The 21,389-nt window shown below is 70.6% G+C and carries 21 protein-coding genes and 2 tRNA genes; 12 read left to right on the top strand and 11 right to left on the bottom strand.

Annotated features, from left to right (window positions below; all coding sequences use genetic code 11):
- Positions 1 to 10 precede the first annotated feature (10 nt).
- A complete protein-coding gene (locus tag AB4091_RS09220) occupies positions 11 to 649 on the top strand; it encodes a YdeI/OmpD-associated family protein (RefSeq protein ID WP_442291448.1) in 639 nt (212 codons plus the stop codon).
- Positions 650 to 673: 24 nt separating this feature from the next.
- On the opposite strand, the gene AB4091_RS09215 is transcribed toward AB4091_RS09220, so the two are convergent.
- A complete protein-coding gene (locus AB4091_RS09215; protein ID WP_020142547.1) occupies positions 674 to 805 on the bottom strand; it encodes a hypothetical protein in 132 nt (43 codons plus the stop codon).
- 131 nt (positions 806 to 936) lie between these two features.
- Between AB4091_RS09215 and AB4091_RS09210 the strand changes: the two genes are divergently transcribed.
- From AB4091_RS09210 to AB4091_RS09195, 4 genes are all read left to right on the top strand, one after another.
- Positions 937 to 2,166 carry a deoxyguanosinetriphosphate triphosphohydrolase gene (locus tag AB4091_RS09210; RefSeq protein ID WP_442291447.1) on the top strand — a complete coding sequence of 410 codons (1,230 nt, stop codon included), beginning with the start codon at positions 937 to 939 and terminating at the stop codon, positions 2,164 to 2,166.
- A gap of 50 nt (positions 2,167 to 2,216) precedes the next feature.
- Entirely contained in the window at positions 2,217 to 4,145 is a 1,929-nt protein-coding gene (gene dnaG, locus AB4091_RS09205; protein WP_442291446.1) for a DNA primase, read from the top strand.
- The gene (locus tag AB4091_RS09200) at positions 4,145 to 4,663 is read left to right on the top strand and encodes a hypothetical protein (RefSeq protein ID WP_442291445.1); all 519 of its coding nucleotides are present in this window, start codon (positions 4,145 to 4,147) and stop codon (positions 4,661 to 4,663) included. Before dnaG ends, AB4091_RS09200 begins: the two co-directional genes overlap by 1 nt.
- A 106-nt stretch (positions 4,664 to 4,769) precedes the next feature.
- Positions 4,770 to 4,842, top strand: a tRNA-Asn gene (locus tag AB4091_RS09195).
- Between the two features lie 105 nt (positions 4,843 to 4,947).
- Here the strand turns inward: AB4091_RS09195 and AB4091_RS09190 are convergent.
- From AB4091_RS09190 to AB4091_RS09165, 6 genes are all read right to left on the bottom strand, one after another.
- Positions 4,948 to 5,883, bottom strand: a complete 936-nt coding sequence (locus AB4091_RS09190) for an amino acid ABC transporter permease (protein ID WP_442291444.1) — start codon at positions 5,881 to 5,883, stop codon at positions 4,948 to 4,950.
- Entirely contained in the window at positions 5,880 to 6,557 is a 678-nt protein-coding gene (locus AB4091_RS09185; RefSeq protein ID WP_442291443.1) for an amino acid ABC transporter permease, read from the bottom strand. The genes AB4091_RS09190 and AB4091_RS09185 overlap by 4 nt, the downstream gene beginning before the upstream one ends.
- A gap of 80 nt (positions 6,558 to 6,637) precedes the next feature.
- Positions 6,638 to 7,489 (bottom strand): glutamate ABC transporter substrate-binding protein, encoded by an 852-nt coding sequence (locus AB4091_RS09180; RefSeq protein ID WP_442291442.1) that lies wholly within the window; start codon positions 7,487 to 7,489, stop codon positions 6,638 to 6,640.
- 62 nt (positions 7,490 to 7,551) lie between these two features.
- Positions 7,552 to 8,280: an amino acid ABC transporter ATP-binding protein gene (locus AB4091_RS09175; protein ID WP_442291936.1), complete on the bottom strand. Its 729-nt coding sequence runs from the start codon at positions 8,278 to 8,280 to the stop codon at positions 7,552 to 7,554.
- Positions 8,281 to 8,478: 198 nt separating this feature from the next.
- A complete protein-coding gene (locus tag AB4091_RS09170) occupies positions 8,479 to 10,002 on the bottom strand; it encodes a M23 family metallopeptidase (protein ID WP_442291441.1) in 1,524 nt (507 codons plus the stop codon).
- Positions 10,003 to 10,515: 513 nt separating this feature from the next.
- Complete coding sequence (locus AB4091_RS09165; protein ID WP_442291440.1) at positions 10,516 to 11,391, bottom strand: hypothetical protein; 876 nt, start codon at positions 11,389 to 11,391, stop codon at positions 10,516 to 10,518.
- Positions 11,392 to 11,620: 229 nt separating this feature from the next.
- Between AB4091_RS09165 and AB4091_RS09160 the strand changes: the two genes are divergently transcribed.
- Positions 11,621 to 14,185 (top strand): fibronectin type III domain-containing protein, encoded by a 2,565-nt coding sequence (locus AB4091_RS09160; protein ID WP_442291439.1) that lies wholly within the window; start codon positions 11,621 to 11,623, stop codon positions 14,183 to 14,185.
- A gap of 222 nt (positions 14,186 to 14,407) precedes the next feature.
- Here AB4091_RS09160 and AB4091_RS09155 read toward each other — a convergent pair.
- Positions 14,408 to 14,484 (bottom strand) — tRNA-Ile (locus AB4091_RS09155).
- A gap of 168 nt (positions 14,485 to 14,652) precedes the next feature.
- On the opposite strand from AB4091_RS09155, the gene AB4091_RS09150 reads away from it, so the two are divergent.
- The 6 genes from AB4091_RS09150 (at position 14,653) to AB4091_RS09125 (ending at position 18,448) form a co-directional block, all read left to right on the top strand.
- Entirely contained in the window at positions 14,653 to 14,994 is a 342-nt protein-coding gene (locus AB4091_RS09150; RefSeq protein ID WP_442291438.1) for a bifunctional 3-phenylpropionate/cinnamic acid dioxygenase ferredoxin subunit, read from the top strand.
- A 161-nt stretch (positions 14,995 to 15,155) separates the two neighbouring features.
- On the top strand, positions 15,156 to 15,671 hold the full coding sequence (locus AB4091_RS09145; RefSeq protein WP_442291437.1) for a DUF3145 domain-containing protein: 516 nt from the start codon (positions 15,156 to 15,158) through the stop codon (positions 15,669 to 15,671).
- Positions 15,672 to 15,938: 267 nt separating this feature from the next.
- Positions 15,939 to 16,085, top strand: coding sequence for a hypothetical protein (locus tag AB4091_RS09140; RefSeq protein WP_442291436.1), 147 nt, complete (start codon positions 15,939 to 15,941; stop codon positions 16,083 to 16,085).
- Between the two features lie 107 nt (positions 16,086 to 16,192).
- Complete coding sequence (locus AB4091_RS09135) at positions 16,193 to 16,708, top strand: HNH endonuclease (RefSeq protein ID WP_442291435.1); 516 nt, start codon at positions 16,193 to 16,195, stop codon at positions 16,706 to 16,708.
- 19 nt (positions 16,709 to 16,727) lie between these two features.
- On the top strand, positions 16,728 to 17,099 hold the full coding sequence (locus AB4091_RS09130; RefSeq protein ID WP_442291434.1) for a WhiB family transcriptional regulator: 372 nt from the start codon (positions 16,728 to 16,730) through the stop codon (positions 17,097 to 17,099).
- A 140-nt stretch (positions 17,100 to 17,239) separates the two neighbouring features.
- Positions 17,240 to 18,448 (top strand): RtcB family protein, encoded by a 1,209-nt coding sequence (locus AB4091_RS09125; protein ID WP_442291433.1) that lies wholly within the window; start codon positions 17,240 to 17,242, stop codon positions 18,446 to 18,448.
- 72 nt (positions 18,449 to 18,520) lie between these two features.
- Here AB4091_RS09125 and fabF read toward each other — a convergent pair whose 3' ends face one another.
- From fabF to AB4091_RS09110, 3 genes are all read right to left on the bottom strand, one after another.
- A complete protein-coding gene (gene fabF, locus AB4091_RS09120; RefSeq protein ID WP_442291432.1) occupies positions 18,521 to 19,771 on the bottom strand; it encodes a beta-ketoacyl-ACP synthase II in 1,251 nt (416 codons plus the stop codon).
- A 154-nt stretch (positions 19,772 to 19,925) separates the two neighbouring features.
- The gene (locus AB4091_RS09115) at positions 19,926 to 20,174 is read right to left on the bottom strand and encodes an acyl carrier protein (protein WP_385905824.1); all 249 of its coding nucleotides are present in this window, start codon (positions 20,172 to 20,174) and stop codon (positions 19,926 to 19,928) included.
- Positions 20,175 to 20,291: 117 nt separating this feature from the next.
- Positions 20,292 to 21,344 carry a beta-ketoacyl-ACP synthase III gene (locus AB4091_RS09110; RefSeq protein ID WP_442291431.1) on the bottom strand — a complete coding sequence of 351 codons (1,053 nt, stop codon included), beginning with the start codon at positions 21,342 to 21,344 and terminating at the stop codon, positions 20,292 to 20,294.
- Positions 21,345 to 21,389 lie beyond the last annotated feature (45 nt).

The following is a 21,389-nucleotide window of genomic DNA, read 5'->3' as shown; positions in this document are numbered from 1 at the left end:
GGATCGGGGCATGCGACAGGGTGGATCCGCCGAGCGGCCGGCGACCTTCTTCGACGACGCCGACGACTTCCGGGCCTGGCTCGAGGCCAACCACGACAGCGCCACCGAGCTGTGGATGGGGCTCAGCAAGAAGCACGTCGAGCCGCGCGGCCTGCAGTGGGCCGAGGCCGTGCGCGAGGCGCTCTGCTTCGGGTGGATCGACTCGGTGGCGCAGCGCATCGACGAGGACGCCGTGCGCCAGCGGTGGACCCCGCGCAAGGCCGGCAGCAACTGGAGCACGATCAACATCAACGCCGTCGCCGAGCTCACGGCTGCCGGGCGGATGCACCCGGCCGGGGTGGCCGCCTTCGAGAAGCGCCGCGAGGACCGCTCCGGTGTCTATGCGTACGAGAACCGCGAGCGCACCTGGCCTCCCGAGTACGAGCAGCTGCTGCGCGCCGACCCACGGGCCTCGGCCTTCTGGGACGCCGCGACGCCGTCGTACCGCAAGATCGCCACCAACTGGGTGGTGACGGCCAAGCAGGAGGCGACGCGTGACAAGCGGATGGCCGAGCTCGTCGAGGACTGCGCCAACCTGCGCCTCATCAAGACGCAGCGCTACGGCACCGAGCCGGCCTGGGTGCGGCGGGTGCAGGCCGAGCTCGGCTGAGCCGACGTCAGGGTCGGGTGGGGATCAGCGCTTGGCCTTCGGGGGGATGATCTCGGTGTGGTCCTTGGCCGCGGACTTGGCGTGCTTGTCGGCACGCTTCTCCTTGAGCGATCTGGCCTTCGTGGACATGTGGGACTTCGGTGACTTGTCGCCCATGGCGCGCTCCTGAGTTCGGAAGCCTGAGCGGCTCCATGGCTCAGTATGCGCCCTCGCGCCGCAGCCGGACGGCGACGCCCCGTCGGGTGCGGCGCCCCTTCGTGTGAGTCCGTGCCGCATAGAGTTCCGGTGTGGGCTACGAGGGGCGGGACCGGGAACGCTGGCTGGCGGAGGACCCTGCCCAGAAGCGTGCCGACCGCGACGACTTCGCCCGTGACCGGGCCAGGGTGGTGCACTCGTCGGCGCTGCGGCGGCTCGCGGCCAAGACGCAGGTGCTCGCCCCCGGCCACGACGACTTCGTGCGCAACCGCCTGACGCACTCGCTCGAGGTTGCGCAGATCGGGCGTGAGTTCGGTGCGGCCCTCGGCTGCAACGCGGACGTCGTCGACACCGCGTGTTTGGCCCACGACCTGGGACACCCGCCCTTCGGCCACAACGGTGAGACCGTGCTCGACGAGATCGCCTCTGGCATAGGCGGGTTCGAGGGCAACGCGCAGACCCTGCGCATCCTGACCCGCCTCGAGGCGAAGCGCGCGCACCCTGACGGCACCCCGGCCGGCCTCAACCTCACCCGGGCGAGCCTTGACGCCACCACGAAGTACCCGTGGGCGCGCGGCGACGGGCCTTATGCGACAGGCAAGTTCGGTGTGTATCCCTCGGATCTCCCTGTCTTCGAGTGGATCCGCGCCGATGCCGTTGCGCGTCGCCGCTGCCTCGAGGCCGAGGTCATGGACTGGTCCGACGACGTCGCGTACTCCGTCCACGACGTCGAGGACGCCATCGCGTCCGGCTGGATCGACCCGCGCATCCTCGAGTCCCGCGACCTGACCGACGTCATCGAGGTTGCGGGCCGCACCTACGCGCCCGACCTCGGGGCCGATGCCCTCGGTGCGGCGCTGGAGCGTCTGATGGCCTCGGAGGCGCTGCCCACGGCATACGACGGCTCGCGCGGCGACCTCGCGCGGCTCAAGGACATGACGAGCCGACTCATCGGGCACTTCGTGTCGGTCGTCGAGAAGGCGACCCGGGAGCGGCACGGACCGGGGCAGCTGTGCAGGTTCGAGGCCGACCTGGTGGTGCCCGACGACACCCGGGCCGAGTGCTCCGTGCTCAAGGCCATCGCCAACCACTTCGTCATGACCACCGACGAACGCCTCTCGGTGATGTCGGGGCAGCGTGACGTCGTGCGCGACCTCGTGGAGGCGTATGCAGTCCGGCCCCACGAGCGCCTCGACGCAGCCTTCCGCGTCGACCACGACGCGGCGGCTGACGACGGCGAGCGGCTGCGCGTCGTCGTCGACCAGGTCGCCTCGCTGACCGACGTGCGAGCCCTCGCCCTCGACAGCCAGTGGTGCCGCTGACAGCACCGGTGTGGTGACGAACTAGGATCACGGGCAGCGACAGGAGGCAGATGGCGGGGCTGATCAACAGCGAGGACATCGCGGCGGTCAAGGCGCGGTCGTCCATCGAGGACGTCGTGCGCGAGCACGTGACACTGCGCTCCGCCGGCCCCGGTTCGCTCAAGGGACTCTGCCCCTTCCACGACGAGAAGACGCCCTCGTTCAACATCCGCCCCGCCGTGGGTGCCTGGCACTGCTTCGGCTGCCAGGAGGGTGGCGACGTCATCTCCTTCGTGCAGAAGGTCGACCACCTGACCTTCTCCGAGGCCGTCGAGCGGCTCGCGCAGAAGCTCGGCATGGAGCTGCGCTACGAGGACGGGCAGCGTCCGCGCGAGGACGGTCTCGGGCGCCGCAGCCGGCTCATCGAGGCCCACCGCGTCGCCGAGGAGTACTACACCGACCTCCTGCTCAACGACAGAGGTCCGGCCCGTCAGGGACGCGACTTCCTGCGCGCCCGCGACTTCAACGGCGCCCACGTCAAGCAGTTCGGCATCGGCTTCGCACCGCGCGGCGGCGAGGACCTCGTGCGTCACCTGCGCGCCAAGGGCTTCACCGACGACGAGCTCGTGACCGGCGGCCTCGCCGGACGCGGCGCCCGTGGCCTCTACGACAGGTTCCGCGGCCGGCTGGTGTGGCCGATCCGCGACATCACGGGCGACACCGTGGGGTTCGGAGCGCGGCGCATCTTCGACGACGACCGCATCGAGGCGAAGTACCTCAACACCTCCGAGACGCCGATCTACAAGAAGTCGACGGTGCTCTACGGCCTCGACCTCGCGAAGAAGAAGATCTCGCAGGGGCGACAGGCCGTCGTCGTCGAGGGCTACACCGACGTGATGGCCTGCCACCTCGCCGGGGTCGACACCGCCGTGGCGACGTGCGGCACGGCCTTCGGCGCCGAGCACATCAAGCTGCTGCGCCGCCTCATGCGCGACGAGGCGGGCCTGGCCCCCGCGAAGGTGATCTTCACCTTCGACGGCGACGCCGCCGGCCAGAAGGCCGCGATGCGGGCGTTCGCCGACGACGAGAAGTGGACCTCGCAGTCCTTCGTCGCCGTCGAGAAGTCGGGCAAGGACCCGTGCGAGCTGCGCCAGGCCGGGGGCGACCCGGCCGTGCAGGCGCTTATCGAGGACGCCGTGCCCATGTTCGAGTTCGCCGCGCGCACCACGATCAAGCGCTTCGACCTCGGCACGGCTGAGGGCCGCATCCAGGCCGTCCGGGCCGTCGCCCCGATCGTCGCCTCCATCCGCGACCGCTCGCTCCAGCCGGAGTACGCCCGCGAGGTCTCGGGCATGCTCGGTCTCGACGTCGAGCAGGTCGCCTCGGAGGTGGCACGAGCCGGCAAGATCAAGGTCGACGACGTCCCCAGGGCGCAGACCGAGCGTGGCGGTCGCGACGAGGCCGTCGAGCCGGCGGTGGGGGAGGCCGGTCCCGGCATGCCGGCGCCCGACCGGCGCGACCCGGTGGTGCTGGCCGAGCGGCAGCTGCTCCAGGTGCTGCTGCAGTTCCCCACGGTCTTCAAGGCCGGCGCCATCGACCTGCTGACGCCCGACGCCTTCTCGGCGCCGGCTCACCGTGCGGTCTTCGACGGTGTGCGCATCGCGCACCACGACGGCGAGAAGGCGAACGCGCGGGCCTGGACCTCCGCCGTCACGGAGGCCGCCGCGTCGGCCGTCGCGGGCCTCGTGAGCGAGCTGGCCGTCGACACGCTGCCCACCCGCATGGACCCCAACACCGGACTGCCGACCTCACGCTACGTCGACGAGCTGTTCGACCGCGTCCGCACGATCGCCCTCACTCGTCGCATCGCCGACGCGATGAGCGAGATGCGGCGCCTCGACCACGCCGAGACGCCCGAGCCCGAGCGCACGAGGGAGCTCGGTGTCCAGCTGCAGACGCTCCAGCGCGAGCTCGCCGCGATCAAGGCAGGGATGGGCTGATGCCACTGTTCGAGAGACGCCGCCGGCCGCCGCTGCCCGCCGACGTGCGCTCAGCTGTGCCGCTCGACGGCGCCGAGTCGGTGCTCGCGTGGGCTCGCGACGACCTGACCGACGGGCACGTCGTCGCCACGACGCACCATCTCGCGTTCGTCGGCGCCGACGGCGTGCTGTCCTGGCGCAGGCCCTGGCACGAGGCCGAGACCGGCACCTGGCAGGGCGAGAGCTCGCTCCTCACGGTGACCTGGGCCGACCGGGCACCGGCTGCACAGTGGCGTCTGCACGAACCGTCGCTGGTGCAGCAGACGTTGCGCGAGCGCCTCCAGGCGAGTGTCGTGCTCTCCGACGAGTTCCGCGCCCCGAACCGGCGCACCGTGAGGGTCGTCATCCGGCAGGACCTCGCCACCGGCGAGCTGGTCGAGCAGACGATCCCCGGCAAGGGCGTCGACCTGAGCGACCCACGCGTGGCGGCCGAGGCGGCTGAACGGCTCGCCCGGCTGCGCTCCGAAGTGGGTCTCTGAGGCGCCCAGGAGCGCTTCGGGAAGCTGCTCCGCAGGGGCCCCGCGCGACCCGCCGATCCCGATTTCTTGTCGCCGCAGATGCTTTGCTATGGTTGCGCAGCAGCATTCCCCTGTAGCTCAATTGGCAGAGCAGCCGGCTGTTAACCGGCAGGTTATTGGTTCGAGTCCAATCGGGGGAGCACCGCACGAAAGGGCCCCGACACCACTGGTGTCGGGGCCCCTTTCTCCGTGTGGGTTGCCGTCCGGGTCCGGACGGCAACCCAGACTTCAGGGAGGCGTCCAGGTCACCGGGCCGCGCTCGTGGCGTCCCCGGTGTGCACGCCGCGGCCGCCCAGACCGTCGGTCGGGGCGTCGACCGTGCCGGGTCCGGCCACGCCGGTGGCCGGACCCGCCTTGCGGGGGCCGCGACCGCGCCGGTTGAGGCGACGTTCGATGCGTCCTGCCACCACCGTCAACCCGAAGTTGATCGCGATGAAGACGACGGCAGCCAGGATGTATGCCGGGATGACCGTGGCGTACGCCGTGCCCATGTCGCGCATGCTCTGGAGCAGCTCGGGATAGGTGATGGCGGCACCGAGGGCGCTGTCCTTGAGGATGACGACGACCTGGCTGATGAGCGCCGGCAGCATCGCCGTCAGGGCCTGCGGCAGCTGGATCGAACGGAGCGTCTGCGACGCCGTCAGCCCGATCGACAGGCCGGCCTCGGACTGGCCCTTGGGCAGCCCGTAGACGCCGGAGCGCACGAGCTCGGCGATGACCGAGCCGTTGTACAGCGTCAGGGCGATCACGACCGCCATGAACGAGTTCAGGCTGGCCACGAAGATGTTGTTGAACGCGAACAGCTGGAACAGGAAGTACATCATCAGCAGCACGGGGACGGCGCGGAAGAACTCGACGACGATGCCGCTGACCCACCGGATGGGGCCGTTCTGCGAGAGACGGCCCATGCCGAAGAGGATGCCGAAGGCCATCGCCGACACGATCGAGACGGCGGCCGCCTTGATCGTGTTGATCAGGCCGGGGACGACGTAGGCCGTCCAGACCTCGGGGTCGATCAGTGGCTGCCAGAGAGCACCCGTCAGCTGACCTTGGGCGTTGAACTTCACCAGCACGGCAGCGAGGGTCGCCGCGAAGAGGACGAAGCCGAATGCCGTGAGGATCGCGTGCCTGCGGCGTGCCCTGGGGCCGGGCGCGTCGAACAGGACGTTCTGGGTGCTCATCGCTTCACCGCCAGGCGTCGCGACAGCGACGTGAAGAGGAGGCCGACGGGCAGCGTCAGGATGACGAAGCCGAGGGCGAACACCAGGAAGACGGCGACGCTCGCCGTCTCGTTCTCGATGATGGTCTTCATCAGGGCTGATGCCTCCGCGACGCCGATGACCGAGGCCACGGTGGTGTTCTTGGTGAGGGCGATGAGGACCGAGCCGAGCGGTGCGATGGCGCCCCGGAACGCCTGCGGGAGGATCACCTCGCGAAGGCTCTGGCCGAACGTCAGGCCGATCGATCGAGCCGCCTCGGCCTGGCCGAGCGGAACCGTGTTGAAGCCACTTCGCAGTGCCTCGCAGACGAACGCCGCGTGGTAGACCGCGAGGGCCACCATCGCCCACCGGATCGCGTTGTCGCGCAACGAGGTCGACGAGCTCGGGTCGACCAGGTTGATCTGCAGCACGATGCCCACGCCCGCGAGGGAGAAGAAGACGATGAGGGTCAACGGGGTGTTGCGGACGACGTTGACGTAGAACGCGCCGAGCCGGCGCAGCACGGCGACCGGCGAGACGCGCATGATCGACAGGACCGTGCCGATGACGAGGGCACCGATCGCCGAGAAGAACGTCAGCTTGATGGTCATCCAGAAGGCGGCGAGGATGTCGTACTTCTCGAGGATGTCGAACATGTCCCTCCTTCACGCACAAGGGATCTGGCCCGCAGGGGCCGCGGTGCCGAGTGGCGCCGCGGCCCGAGCGAGGCGAGCGATCAGGAGCAGGCGGCGGGGGTGGGCGGGTTGCCCGTGCCCGGCTTGTAGCCGGCCGGCCCCAGGTTGGCGTCGAGCGCCTTCTGCCACGAACCGTCGCTGATCATCTTCTTGATGGCGTCGGAGATCTTGGTGCACTGGGCGGTGTCGCCCTTCTTCAGGCCGATGCCGTAGTTCTCCGTGGAGAACGGCTTGCCGACGACCTTGAACTTGCCCTTGTACTGCTCCTGGGCGGCGTAGCCGGCGAGGATGGTGTCGTCGGTGGTCAGGGCGTCGACGCCACCGGTCTGCAGTGCAGGCAGGCACTCGGAGTAGGTGCCGAACTCCTGGAGCTGGACGCCGGGGTACTTGTCCTTGACCTTCTGGGCGGAGGTCGAGCCGGTGACCGAGCAGAGCTTCTTGCCGGCGAGGGCGTCCGGACCCGTGATGGTCGCGTCGTCGGCGCGGACCAGGAGGTCCTGGCCGGCGATGAAGTAGGGGCCGGCGAAGCTGACCTTCTGCTTGCGGGCGTCGGTGATGGAGTACGTCGCGACGACGAAGTCCACCTGACCGGTCTGGATGAGCGTCTCACGCTGGGCGCTCGGCGCCTGCACCCACGTGATGTTGTCCTCGGACGTGCCGAGCGCCTTGGCGACGTACTTGGCGACGTCGACGTCGAAACCGCTGTACTCGTTGCCCTTCTTCAGGCCCATGCCGGGCTGGTCGAACTTGATGCCGATCTTGAGGCCGCCACCGCCGCCTCCGCCTCCGCCGGTGCCTCCGCTGCCGCCGCTGGGCTGACCGGATCCACACGCGGCGAGCGTGAGGGCCAGCGTCGCGGCCGCCGCGACGGCTGCGAGTCGTCGTGCCTTCATTGGGTTCCTCCCTGGTGGTTGCTCACGGCACGCGGTCCTGCGTGCCGCAGTCGTCAGCTGGTTCAGTGGGTGAGGATCTTGCCGAGGAAGTCCTTGGCACGCTCGCTCTTCGGGTTGGTGAAGAACTCCTGCGGGGTACCGACCTCGACGATCTGGCCGTCGGCCATGAACACGACCCGGTCGGCGGCCTTGCGCGCGAAGCCCATCTCGTGGGTCACGACGATCATCGTCATGCCCTCCTTGGCGAGGCCGACCATGACGTCGAGCACCTCGTTGACCATCTCGGGGTCGAGGGCCGACGTCGGCTCGTCGAAGAGCATGACCTTGGGTCCCATCGCGAGCGAGCGCGCGATGGCCACGCGCTGCTGCTGACCACCCGAGAGCTGGGCGGGGTACTTGTCGGCCTGGGCCTCGACGCCGACCCGCTTGAGCAGGTCGCCGGCGAGGGTGTCGGCCTCGGACTTGGACTTCTTGCGCACCTTGATCGGCCCGAGCGTCACGTTGTCGCGGATCGTCTTGTGCGAGAAGAGGTTGAACGACTGGAACACCATGCCGACGTCGGCGCGCAGCTGCGCCAGTGGCTTTCCCTCCTCGGGCAGCGCCTTGCCGTCGATCGAGATGGAGCCGGCCTCGATGGTCTCGAGACGGTTGATGGCCCGGCACAACGTCGACTTGCCCGAGCCGGACGGCCCGAGCACGACGACGACCTCGCCCTTGCCGACGGTCAGGTTGATGTCGCGCAGCACGTGCAGGTCGCCGAAGTGCTTGTTGACGCCCTCGATGACGACCATCGGGTCACGGGGCTCGTCGGGGGTCCGATCGCTCGTCGCCGCGGCGTCGGTTCTCACGTCGTCCATCCCGAAAACCTATCGGCTCGCGAGGGCGAGCGGCATCCCAGCGCGCCGAGCGTGCTCGAATCGTGAGGACTTCGGGGCGCTCGGCGCGGGCGGACCGGACGGGTTCCGCGGCCGCTGTGACGCGCGTGCGGGTCAGGCTACGGTGCCCGTCGGGGCCGGGGGTGCGGTGGGCACGGCGCCGGTCGTGGGATCGGGCGCGGGTGCCGCAGCCTGGGTCGTCACCGGAGGCGGGTCGCTCGGGGCCGGTGCCGGCGCGGGGTCGACGGGGGCGACGCGTGCCACCGACGGCGCAACGGCGGGCGGCGGTGCGGGTGCAGGCGCCGGCACGGGGTCTGCAGGTGCGGGAGCCGCGGGTGCGGGTGCCGGGTCTGCGGGCGCGGGGGCCGGTGTGGGCGGCGGGTCAGCTGGAGGCGTCGTGGCCGCCGGCGGGTCCACGGGCGCGGCCGGCGTGGTCGTCGTGGTGGCCGGGTCGGTCGTGGCCGGCGGCGTCGTCGTGGTGGCCGGTGGCGTGGTCGTGTCGGGCGGCGTGGTCGTCGCTGGTGGCGCGGTGGTGCCGGGCGGCGGTGTCGTGGTGCCGGGCGGCGGGGTGGTGGTCGTCGGCGGAGGAGTCGTGGTCGTCGGCGGAGGCGTCGTGGTCGTCGGCGGAGGCGTCGTCGTGGTCGGCGGAGGCGTCGTCGTGGTCGGCGGAGGCGTCGTCGTGGTCGGCGGAGGCGTCGTCGTGGTCGGCGGAGGCGTCGACGTCTGCGTCGGGTGGGATGTCGCGGCCGGCGGCGGCGTCTGGCTCGGCGAGGACGTGGGGGGCGGCGTGATGGTGGCGGCCGGCGTGGACGGGACGACCGATGCCTCGGGGATCGGCACGTCGCCGTCCTCGACGGTCTTGACGACACGGCCACCCTGGTCGATGACCAGGTGCGGGACGACGGCATACGGGACGGACGAGGTCGCTGACGGCGGGAAGCCGAGGTAGGGGGCCGGGTCGACGTAGCGGTCGTTGACGATGACGTCGAAGTGCAGGTGGCACCCGGTGGACCAGCCGGTCGTGCCGACGAGCCCGATGACCTGGCCCTGCTTGACCTGCTCGCCCTCGGTCACGAGGAACTTCGACTGGTGGCCGTAGGCCGTCTTGAGCGTCGGAGTGTGCTCGATGATCGTGCGGCCACCCCATGAGTTGGAGACCCGGGCGTAGATGACGGTGCCGTCAGCGGCCGCGTGGATCGGGGTCCCGCAGGTCGCGGCGAGGTCGATGCCCGTGTGGAACATGGGGCGACCCAGCACGGGGTGCATGCGCGGACCGAAGGGCGACGTCTCGCCACCCGGGACGGGGTGGATGAAGAGCGGCCCGCCGGCGATCGGAGCCGCGATCGCCTCTGCCGTGGCCGGAGCCAGGCTGATCGCGGGGAACATGAAGAGGCCACCGCCGACCGCGCTGGCGAACGCGGAGTCGACGGGCGCCATGGCGGCGGTCGGCGTGCCGCCGGCGGCCAGCTCGGAGACCTGATCGCGCACTTCACCGACCACGCCGACGGCGCTCTGCACAGCGGGTTCGCCGGCGGCGAGCACCACGGAGGCGCGCGGCTGGGGCGAGCTGCCTGCGAGGAAGGGGAGCAGTGCGAAGAGCAGCAGCATCGTGGCAAAGGGCACGGCTCGACGGCTCATCCTGATGTTCAGGACGAACGGACCCCTGCTCCCGTCGACGTCACGCACCACTGGGCCACCCCCCTGGAGGCAAATTCTGCTGCTGTCTGGACCATCTTCCCGGCGAACCGGACCCCCGCAACCGGAAGCTCACGCGGACGACCCCCCGTCCGAACGACCGGTCTCGTCAACCATAGGTGGACCGCCTCGGCGCCGGGGGATTCCCGCGGAATTGCGCGGGCATTCTGTGACGGATGTGGCTGGTGACTGCAATGTCCGCTCTCCTGGGGGTCGACCCACCGTGTGCTTGCGCGAACCTTGCGCAAACGACACGTCCAAAATGTCATGGAACTTGCAGTGCTGCAGGCACCGTGGTGGTCAAGGGGAAAACCGACCGCGGGGGGCCGCGTCGGGTGCATGGCCGGTCGGGGGACCGGTGGGGGTGGAGACGAGGTGGGTTCTGCCGGGGGAGTCGGCGGGACCCACCTCGTTCGCCGTCGCGACGCGGCACGGCAACGAGCCGTAGTCGGTGGGCTACTTCACCTTCTTGGCGAACGCCAGGGTGTGCAGGTCGTCCACGGTCTGACCCAGCGTTGTCAGCGTCCCGGTCCTGACGTTGACGGCTTCGATGAAGGTTGCCTTCGTTGCTGAGAACGGTTCGAACTCGAGCCCGTAGTAGAGGCCCGTGTCGGGGCTGAAGTCGCCGAGCGCCGCCGGGGTCGGTGTCGTGATGGGCACGCCCCGCAGGACCGTCCCGTCGGTCGGTCGCAGCTGGTAGGCCGTCTGCGTCGGTGGGGCGCCGATGCTCTTGGACGAGGGTGCGTCGATGTTCCACAGCCGGTCGTCGTCGTCGAACGAGAGCCCGTTCTGCGACGTGTTGATCCCCGTGTCCGGGTGCTCGCTGGCGATGCCGGTGTGAGGGTCGATGGTGACATAGGTGTCGGTCACCGTCAGTGGCGGCGGGAACTCGTCGTACCAGGCGGACATGTTCCCGCGAGAGTCGAGAGTGATCGAGTGGATCGGGGAGGCAGGTCCCGCAAGCCCGAAGTTGCGCACCAGGGCGTTGACGGGTGTGCCGGCTCCTGTCTGGGGGTCGATGGTGATGAGGCCGTGGAAGGTGACGTCCCCGATCGCCGTCGAGGCGTAGAGCCGCTTGGAGCGGCGGTCCCAGGCCAACCCGTTCACGGTGTAGCCGACGGGCCCGATCTCCCTCACCAGGGCGCCCGTCCGCGGATCGAGCTCGACGAGGGTACTGCGCTGTGTGCAGGGGCCTCCCGGTGAGGCGTTGTTGCACGCACCGGTCGTGCCGAAGAGCCGCGAGGGCTTCTCTGCGGTTGCCTGCGGCGTGACCGTGAGGATGAAGGACGCCGCCAACCCGGCGACGACCGCCGAGCCCTTGAGTACGTTCATGAGACTGCTCCGTCCGAGCTCGTCGGCCGTGCCGGCTGGCGCGACCTGTTCTCATGGTCTGCGGAGGAGAACCCCCGGCACAGGGTCCAACGTCCCGGCCCGAAGGGGTCGTGCCGCACAAGCACAAGGTTTCTCCGAGGTCTCGAGTGCACCGTCGGACCCACATCATCGTCGAATCTCCGACGGGCGCGCCGACGTCTTCAGGTGGCTGGCTTGAGGAGGCCGTTCCATGTCCATTGCCTTGTTCACACCGCGCGGGTCGGGCGGCAGCCGACGTGCCGGACTGCATCTTGGTCTTGCGTGCTCGGTCGCCATCAGCGCGGTCGGCGTCGCTCTCAGCCCTGCCGGCGCCGCGGCGGCCGCCATCGTGGTCAACAGTCCGCCCGCCAACGGGCACAGCATCATCGTCTTCCCGCAGCGCGACTTCATCCACGCCGACGGCTACGCGGCGAGCGACGTGCTCACGTTCGAGGTCGTCCGCAACGGTGTCGTCATCGGCACCTCGACCGGGGTGATCCCCAAGGACGACCCCGCGACGCCGGCCTTCGACGGGATGATCGACCTCAACCACCTCGGGGTGCCGTGCTGGTCGGCGGTCACGCCAGACATCCTGCCCGGGGACGTCGTCCGGGTCACCGACCAGAACGGGGTGGCCGATGAGACGCCGACCGCCAACGTCACGGTGACCCAGCCGGCCACCAACGTCGGTGGGGCCATCGTCATGAAGGGAATGGCCGCCGACGCGACGGGCGCCCAGCTGGCCGCCGGCTCGTTCGAGGCACGGGTCATCGCCAAGAACCTCACCTTCGACGCCAACGGCAAGCGCTCCATCCGGGCCACCCCCGTCTATGACGCCCCCGGGTCAACGAGCTGGACCGCCACGTGGACCGGCCTCGACGCCCACGACCAGAACATCGCCGTCAACGCCGGTGAGTCCCGGAACCTGTGGCTCGGACGCGCGCCCGCGGCCGTGAACGCGCTCGGCTCCCCGGTGGAGAGCACGATCTACGAGTACGGCGCGGTCGGTGGCCCGGCGGCGGGCTGTTCCGCTCCGCAGTCGAGCTATGCCGTCACCAGCAGCACACCAGCGTCGCTCAACGTCGCGACGAACGCGGGCGACCTGGTGCTCTCGGGCACCGCGCAGGACGCGACCTCGGTCACCGTCACGCTGACCGACGCGGCCGGCACCGTGGTCACGGCGCCCGCCGCGACCCCCGCACCGGCGGCCGGCGCCCAGACGTGGTCGGTCACCCTGCCCGCTGCCCTCAGGGGCACCCTCGTGGATGGCCCGCTCACGGCAGCCGGCAGCTACACCCTCGCCGGAGGCAGTGTGATCACCGGCGCCTCGAAGACCCTCATCAAGGACACGGTCGCGCCGGGGGCCCCGGTGGCGACGCCCCCCGCCGGCACGTACACCACGGCCCAGGCCATCACCTTGTCCAACCCCGAGAACCTGCCGATGTACACCACGGTGGACGGCAGCACGCCCACCTCGGCCTCCGCCGGCTACGGCGGCCAGATCTCGGTCACGGCGAGCCAGACGCTCAACGCCATCGCGGTCGACCCGGCAGGCAACTCCAGCGCCGTGTCGACGAACGCGTACGTGATCAACTCCGCGCTCCCACCCTCGGCCCCGGCAACCGTCGTCGCCTCGGCGGGCGACGCCCGGGCGACGATCACCTGGACGGCGCCGACCAGCGACGGCGGCGCAGCAATCACCTCGTACCGGGTGAGCGCGGTGACCCTGACCGGCGCCCAGCCGGCTGACGTCATCGTGACCGCGGGGACCACCGCGACGATGACCGGACTGACCAACGGCGCGCAGTATGCCTTCGACGTCTCGGCCACGAACCCGGCCGGGGCCGGTCTGGTCAAGCGGAGCAACACGGTGACGCCGGCCGCGCCGCAGAACCCGCCCGGCGCTCCCACCGGAGTGGCCGCCAGCGCGGGCAACGGGTCCGCCAACGTCACCTGGACGGCACCGGCCAGCCCGGGCACCTCGCCCATCACCGGCTACACCGTGCAGGCCTTCAACGGCGCGTCGCCGGTCGGCACGGCGCTCAGTGTGGCTGCAACGGCACGGGCGGCCACCGTTTCCGGCCTGACCAACGGAACGACCTACACCCTTCAGGTGAAGGCCGTCAGCGCCGTCGGCTCGAGTCCCGCTGGGGTGTCCAACGCCGTCGTCCCCAGGGCTCCGGCCCTTCCGGGATCCACGACGGGCGTGACGGCGACCCGTGGCAACGTCAGCGCAACCGTCCGCTGGGCCGCCCCGACCACCGGAGGCGCGGTCACGGGCTACCAGGTCAGGATCACCCGGGTCGGCGTCCAGGTAGGCGCCCTGCGCGCTGCCGCCGCCACCGCCCGCAGCCTCGTGGTGACCGGCCTGAGCAACGGCACGACGTACAGCGTCCAGGTCCGCGCCGTGAGCGCGGGCGGCGCCGGGGCGTACTCGGCCGCGGCGAACGTGACGCCGGCGACCACACCGGGCGCGCCGGTGATCGGCACTGCGGTCGCGGGGGTCGCTGGTAGCACGATCACGGCCACCGCGAGATGGTCCGCGCCGGCCAGCACGGGCGGCTCGGCAATCACCGGATACCGAGTCCGCGCGCTGCGGATGAGCTCCACGGGAACGGTGTTGTCCACGACCGTCTCCACCGTTCGGCCAGCCACTACCAGGACGCTTGCGATGACCCTGCCGGCGGTCGGCAGCTACCGGTTCACCGTGCAGGCCATCAACGCGGTGGGCGGCGGCGCCCTGTCGGCCCGGTCCAACCTCGTCGCGGGGCGGTGACCGTAGCCGCCGCCTGAACGGCACGATCCCGCATCCCGCCTCGCCGAGGGGGCGGGATGCGCCGGCGTCGCCCTCGTGCCGCAGGACGGGGTGCGCATCGCCGCTCATGATCCGGTCATGCTGGATGTGCTCGCCCCGAGATGTGCCGCCGAGACCCCGTGGAAGCCTGAAGGGGCGGCGTCCACATGCCGCCGATGCCGGTTGGCGTGCGCCAAAAACGTGTGGTGGGGCAGCAGGGGCTTGAACCCTGGACCGACGGATTATGAGTCCGCTGCTCTGACCGGCTGAGCTACTGCCCCGGGACCCCGGGGGTCGGCGACGGCCCGACGAGGTCGCACGGAGTCTAGCCACGAGCGCGTTCCCGTCTCACGCCGGCTTCGGCCCACCGGCACCGGGCGACGTGGCTCGCAGTGCACCCTCTAGGCTCGCGGACGACCCCTGCACCCCGAGTTCCCCAGGACGAACGCATGAGTGACGGCATCCGCGTGGCCGCGGTCGACGACGTCGAACCGGGCGAGGCGCTCGTGCTCGACACCGACGTGACGTCGACGACTGAGCCGATCTCGCTCTTCCGTGACGACGACGGCACCTACTACGCGCTCGACGACACGTGCTCGCACGAGGACGCATCGCTCGCCGAGGGCTGGATCGAGGCCGGTGAGGTGGAGTGCCCGCTGCACGCGACCCGCTTCTGCCTGGCCGACGGTCAGCCCATGTGCCTGCCCGCGACCAAGCCGGTCCGCACTCACCGCGTGGAGGTTCGCGGCGACGACGTCTACCTCTTTCCGGGTGTGCCGCGCGCGTCCTGACCGGACATTTCGGTCGTGCAACTGCTGGTGCCCGTGTGTCTCATGGTGCACAATGAGCGAGTGCTCGCAGCCGAGCACGCTGTTCGGGTAGCACGAGAGATCGTCCGGTCTCGAAGTAGCAGGCGTTGGGGAAGACGTCCCTGCAACTTCAGGAGGTTCGGATGCCTGTCGCGATGCCACGCACCACGACACGTGGGGTTCTGTTCGTGCACGGAGCCCCGGCAGCGCTGTGCCCCCACATCACGTGGGCGATCGAGGCCGTCCTCGACCAGCGGGTGACGCTCGACTGGATCCCGCAGCCCGCTGCTCCCCGGCTCGTCCGCGCCGAGCTGTCGTGGACCGGAGCGTCGGGCACCGGCGCCGAGCTGGCCAGTGCGCTGCGCGGCTGGGACGGACTTCGCTACGAGGTGACCGAGGACCCGTCGCCCGGCTGTGACGGCGCCCGGTGGTCCTACACGCCGCGGCTCGGCATCCACCACGCCATGACGTCCGCCTCCGGAGATGCCGTCGTGTCCGAGGAGCGGCTGCGCGAGGCGGTCCTGCGTGCCCGAGGCGACGTCGAGGAGCTCCAGGACGAGATCGACCTGCTGCTCGGCGTCCCGTGGGACGAGGAGCTCGAGGCTTTCCGGTACGCGGGCGACGGCGCGCCCGTCAGGTGGTTGCACAAGGTCGGCTGAGTTGGCCGGCACCCCGTGAGTCGCGTCCTCCAGCGCGTCCACAGGGCGACGAGGGCCCGGGCGGTTCGTGCTCCCGGGCCCTCGTCGCGTCCCGGCGGCCGTCACACGCCTACAGGCCGGCGAGGGGATCGGGAGGCCGGACGCCCCCAACGAAGGTAAAACGAGTGGCCCGCACAGCCGCCGACCTGTCATCATCAACCGGGCCGCCCGGGGATCCTTCGCGACCCCGGCATCCACGCCCATCCACGACAGCACCGAGAGGCCGACATGGCAACGGGAACCAGCACCGACGCGAAGCGCAGCCTGCGCCTCGTCGATGCGGCCTACCCGTTCCCAGGGGAGTGCCGCATCCGGCACCCGTGGGCCGTCCGACGGCATCCCCACTGCGACCTCGCTGACGCGCACCGAGCCTGACGTGCTCCGTCCACCGAGCCGCCCACCGGGATGACCCCGGTCGGCGGCTCTTTTCGTTGTATCCCAAGCAGATCCGGCCGGACGAGACGAGAGAGGAGTGGTCGGTCATGACGCTGGTCGAGGTGTGGAACGCCGACGAGACACTCCTGCACCGCGTCTCGGTGCGGCACGCCGTGGGCATGATCTGGCGCGGCGTCGCAACGCCGGTCGAGGTCCACGAGACGGCGCGGTTCGGCCCGTACCAGGTGCCGCTCGTCGTCCGGCTCGTGCGCTACGTCGAGCAGAAGTGGCTCTACTCGCGCACCCGGGCGACCTACTCACGCGAGGGTGTCCTGCTCCGTGACCGCGGGCAGTGCGCGTACTGCGGTCGGTTCACCGCCACGACGATGGACCACGTCCGGCCGAGGTCACGCGGAGGCGCGACCTCGTGGGCCAACGCCGTGGCCGCGTGCGAGTCGTGCAACACGCGCAAGGGCGACCGCACCCCCGACGAGGCCGGTATGCCGCTGCGTTGGGAGCCGTACGTCCCGACCAGGGCGGCGCTGCACTTCGCCCGCGAGTCCGGCGCCGCCTCCACCCGCACCGTCCTCTTCACCGCCAGAGATCCCGTTCCCGTCACGTAGCCCCGGAAGGAGCCCACCGATGACCAGGCACCGCACCAGCATTCGCACCCAGTCCCTCGGTCAGGTCGGGCTCCGACCGACGGCCGCGGTGTCGAACGGCGTCGAGCCGTGGATCTTCCGCGCCGCCACCGAGCACCCGTTCGAGCTCGGTGACGCCGTCCCCCACTGCGCCGCCGAGGACCCTGAGCTGTTCTGGCCGGCGACCGAGGCCGACGTGCAGACAGCGCAGGCGGTCTGCCGCGGGTGCCCGCTCGCCGAGGCGTGCCTCGCGGTCGGGAGGGACCGGCTCGAGTGGGGCATCTGGGGCGGTCAGCTGCTCGCGAAGGGGCGCCCCACCACCGAGCTGCCCGGCAACGTGCGCCCCGAGGCACACAAGGCCCGCTCCGCCTGACCAGGTGTGCCGCGTGGCCGGCCCCCAGCGAGCCGGCCACGCGGCAACCCGGGACGGCGGCCGACCTTGCCCCCGGGTGTGCCCCGGGCCGACAACAGCCGGCCGGCGAGCGCCGCCGGCGTGACGAAAGGATCAGAGTCATGACCACCTTCCCTGTCGCGCTCCCGGGCGCGCAGGCCTCCACCCTGATGTGGGCCGACCCGGCCCAGGTCGAGCACGCCGCCCTCGAGCAGCTGCGCAACATCAGCAGACTGCCGTGGGTCCACGGTGTGCGCGTCATGCCGGACGTCCACCTCGGGAAGGGCGCGACCGTCGGGTCCGTCATCGCGATGCGTGACGCCGTCTCGCCGGCCGCGGTCGGGGTCGACATCGGCTGCGGCATGACTGGCGTGCGCACCAACCTGACGGCCGCCGACCTGCCCGACGACCTAGGACCGCTGCGCGCCGCGATAGAGGCCGTGCTGCCTGTCGGCTGGAACGCGCACGACGGGACGGCGCCGGTGCTGTCGCGCGAGGCGGGCCTGGCTGCCCGGTTCGACAGGCTCATGGGCCGGTTCGCCGAGCTGCGTGCGCCGAAGGTCGCCGACCGAGCGGGACGCGCTGCAGCACAGTGCGGTTCGCTCGGATCTGGGAACCACTTCTCGGAAGTGTGTGAGGGCGACGACGGTCACCTGTGGCTGATGCTGCACTCGGGCTCGCGCAACATCGGCAAGGAGCTCGCGGAGCGGCACATCGCCACGGCGAAGACGCTCGAGCACAACCTCGGGCTTCCCGACCGCGACCTGGCCGTCTTCCTCGCCGGCACCGGTGAGATGACGGCGTACCTACACGACCTCTACTGGGCGCAGGAGTACGCGCTGCTCAATCGCGAGATCATGATGGCGACGATCCGCGAGGTCGTCCGCCGTCACTTCCCGCGGGTCGTGTTCGACGAGCCGGTGCGCTGCCACCACAACTACGTCTCCGAGGAGACGTACGAGGGAGTCGACGTGGTCGTCACCCGCAAGGGCGCGATCCGGGCCGGGGCCGGCGACCTCGGCCTGATCCCCGGCTCGATGGGCACGGGCTCGTACGTCGTGAGGGGCCTCGGCAACGCCGAGTCCTTCAACTCGGCGAGCCACGGCGCCGGGCGGCGGATGTCGCGCAACGCGGCGAAGCGGCAGTTCACGGTCGAGGACCTGCGGGCCCAGACCGCCGGGATCGAGTGCCGCAAGGATGCCGGGGTGATCGACGAGATCCCCGCGGCCTACAAGGACCTCGAGTCGGTCATCGCGGCCCAGACGGCCGGCCCGAGCCCGCTCGTGGCCGTCGTCGCGCGCCTCACGACGCTGCTCTGCGTGAAGGGCTGAGGTCGGTTCACGCAGAAGCCCCTCGTCCGTGTGTTCCACGGACGAGGGGCTTCTGCGCTGCAGAGGTTTCGGTCAGATGCTGCGGATCGCCAGGGCGACGTTGTGACCGCCGAAGCCGAACGAGTTGTTGAGGGCCGCGATGTCGCCGTCGGGCAGCTTCTGGGCCTCACCGGTGACGACGTTGAGCGGGATCTCGGGGTCCTGGTCGTCCAGGTTGATCGTGGCCGGCACGAGCCGGTGGTGGATCGACTGGATGGTGATGACGGCCTCGAGCGCTCCGGCCGCTCCGAGCAGGTGACCGGTCATCGACTTCGTCGCCGTGACCGACAGGTTCTCGGTGTGGTCGCCGAAGGCACGCTTGATCGCGTTGTACTCGGCGACGTCGCCGACCGGCGTGGAGGTCGCGTGCGCGTTGATGTGGATGATGTCGGTGGGCGAGAGGTCGGCCCGCTCCACGGCATACAGCATCGCTCGTGAAGCGCCCGAGCCGTTCGGCTCCGGCGCGGTGATGTGGTGGGCGTCGGCCGACATGCCGACGCTCGCGAGCTCGGCGTAGATGCGGGCGCCGCGAGCGCGGGCGTGCTCCTCGGACTCGAGCACGATGACGGCCGCACCCTCACCGAGCACGAAGCCGTCACGGCCGGTGTCGTAGGGGCGCGAGGCCTTCTCGGGCTCGTCGTTGCGGGTCGAGAGCGCCTGCATCGCGGCGAACCCGGCGATCGGCAGGGCGTGCACGGCGGCCTCGGTGCCACCCGCGACGACGACGTCGGCACGGCCCGTGCGGATCATGTCGATCGCGTAGCCCATGCTCTCGGCGCCGGACGCGCAGGCGCTGACGGTCGTGTGGGCGCCGGCCCGGGCACCGAGGTCGAGCGACACGGCCGCGGCCGGGCCGTTGGGCATCAGCATCGGCACGGCGAGCGGGTAGACGCGGCGCGGACCCTTCTCACGCAGGTTGTCCCACTGGTCGAGGAGCGTCCAGACACCACCGATGCCCGAGCCGATGGCGGCGCCGAGGCGCTCGGGGTCGACGTCGGGCTTGCCCGCGTCGGCCCACGCCTCGCGGGCGGCGATGAGGGCGTACTGGCTCGACGGGTCGAGGCGGCGGGTCTCGACCTTGGCCAGGACCTCCTCGGGCTTGGTGGCGATCGTCGCCGCGAAGGTGACCGGGAGCTCGTACTTGGAGACCCAGTCGAAGTCCATCGGGCGGGCGCCGGAACGGCCGGCGAGCAGGGCCTCCCAGGTCTCGGGCGCGGTTCCGCCCAGGGGCGTCGTGGCGCCGAGACCGGTGACCACGACACGTCGGTCGCGATTGGACGTCATGGTGACGTGCTCCTCTGAGTCGGGGGTCGTGCTGCGTGCTGGCTGAGGGGTGGTGCTGGCTGGTGCTACGGGTGGTGGTGGGTCCCGTATGCCGTCCGGCGGGGGGCGCTGCCCGCCGAGCCGGACGGCATACGGAAGCCGTCTGATCGGGTGATCAGGACTGCGCGCCGCCGATGTACGTGACGGCGTCGCGGACGGTCTTGAGGTTCTTGACCTCGCTGTCGGGGATGCGGACGCCGAACTTCTCCTCGGCGTTGACGACGATCGTCATCATCGAGAGGGAGTCGATGTCGAGGTCCTCGGTGAAGGACTTATCCATCTCGACGGACGCGGTGTCGAGGCCGGTCTCCTCGTTGACGATCTCTGCAAGACCCTCGAGGATCTCCTGCTCGGACTGAGCCATCTGTCTGCTCCTTGTTGGTTGTCGGTGGTGCCTTCGTCTGCCATCCGTGTCGGATGTCGTGCCTGGCCCGAATGACCCGTCGGGACCTGCGGGAGCGTGTGGCTGCCTGCTGTGGACTCAGGGCAGCACGACGACCTGGGCGGCATACACGAGACCGGCGCCGAAGCCGATCTGCAGTGCGAGGCCGCCGCTCGGGATCTCCTGCTCGGCGAGCATCCGGGTGGTCGCGATCGGGATCGAGGCCGCCGAGGTGTTGGCGGTCGTGACGATGTCGCGGGCCACGGGGATGTCGGCGGGCAGCTTGAGCTGCTTGACCATCGCGTCGATGATGCGGATGTTCGCCTGGTGGGGGATGAAGGCGTCGAGGTCGTCGGCCTTGATGCCGGCCTTGTCGATGGCCTGCTGCGCCACGGGGGCCATGCCCCACACGGCCCACCGGAACACGGTCTGCCCGGCCATGCCGATGGCGGGCCAGACGTTCTTGTCGGCCTGCGCCGCCTGCCAGGACTCGCGCACGTCGGTCCACGCCTGCTTCTGCGTGATCGCGTCGCGCTGGGTGCCGTCGGAGCCCCACACGGTCGGGCCGATGCCGGGGGTGTCGCTCGGGCCGACGACGCAGGCACCCGCGCCGTCGCCGAAGATGAAGGCGCTGCCGCGGTCGTACGGGTCGGTGAAGTCGCTCAGCTTCTCGACGCCGACGACGAGCACGTAGTCGGCGGACCCGGCCTTGACCATGTCGCTTGCCATGGCGACGCCGTAGCAGTAGCCGGCGCACGCCGCAGAGATGTCGAGAGCAGGCGCGGTCGAGCCCAGGCGCGAGGCGAGCTCGGGTGCGGCGGCCGGGGTCTGGTAGGGGTGTGTGACGGTGGCGACGAGCACGAAGCCGATCTGCTCGGGCGAGACGCCGGCGTGCTCGAGGGCCTGCCGGGCGGCGTGCTCGGACATGTCGATGACGCTCTCGTCGGCGGCCGCGAAGTGGCGGCTGATGATGCCGGACCGCTCGCGGATCCACTCGTCGCTCGAGTCGATCTTGTCGACGATCTCGGAGTTCATGACGACGCGGGCCGGGCGGTAGGCACCGACCCCCATGATCCGCGAGTGGCGCGAGGCGCCGTTGTCGACGAGGCTGCCGGTGCCCTTGGGTTGGGGAGCGGTGCTGGGGGAGGTCACGTGAGGCCTTCTCGGGAGTGAGGGGTCAGTGGATCGGGAGCTGGC

Origin of the sequence: Terrabacter sp. 2RAF25, from assembly GCF_052115265.1 — a bacterium.
In the GTDB taxonomy this organism is placed as follows: Bacteria; Actinomycetota; Actinomycetes; order Actinomycetales; family Dermatophilaceae; genus Terrabacter.
The sequence above is the reverse complement of the archived record's forward strand: the minus strand, read 5'-3'. Positions and strand labels throughout refer to the sequence as shown.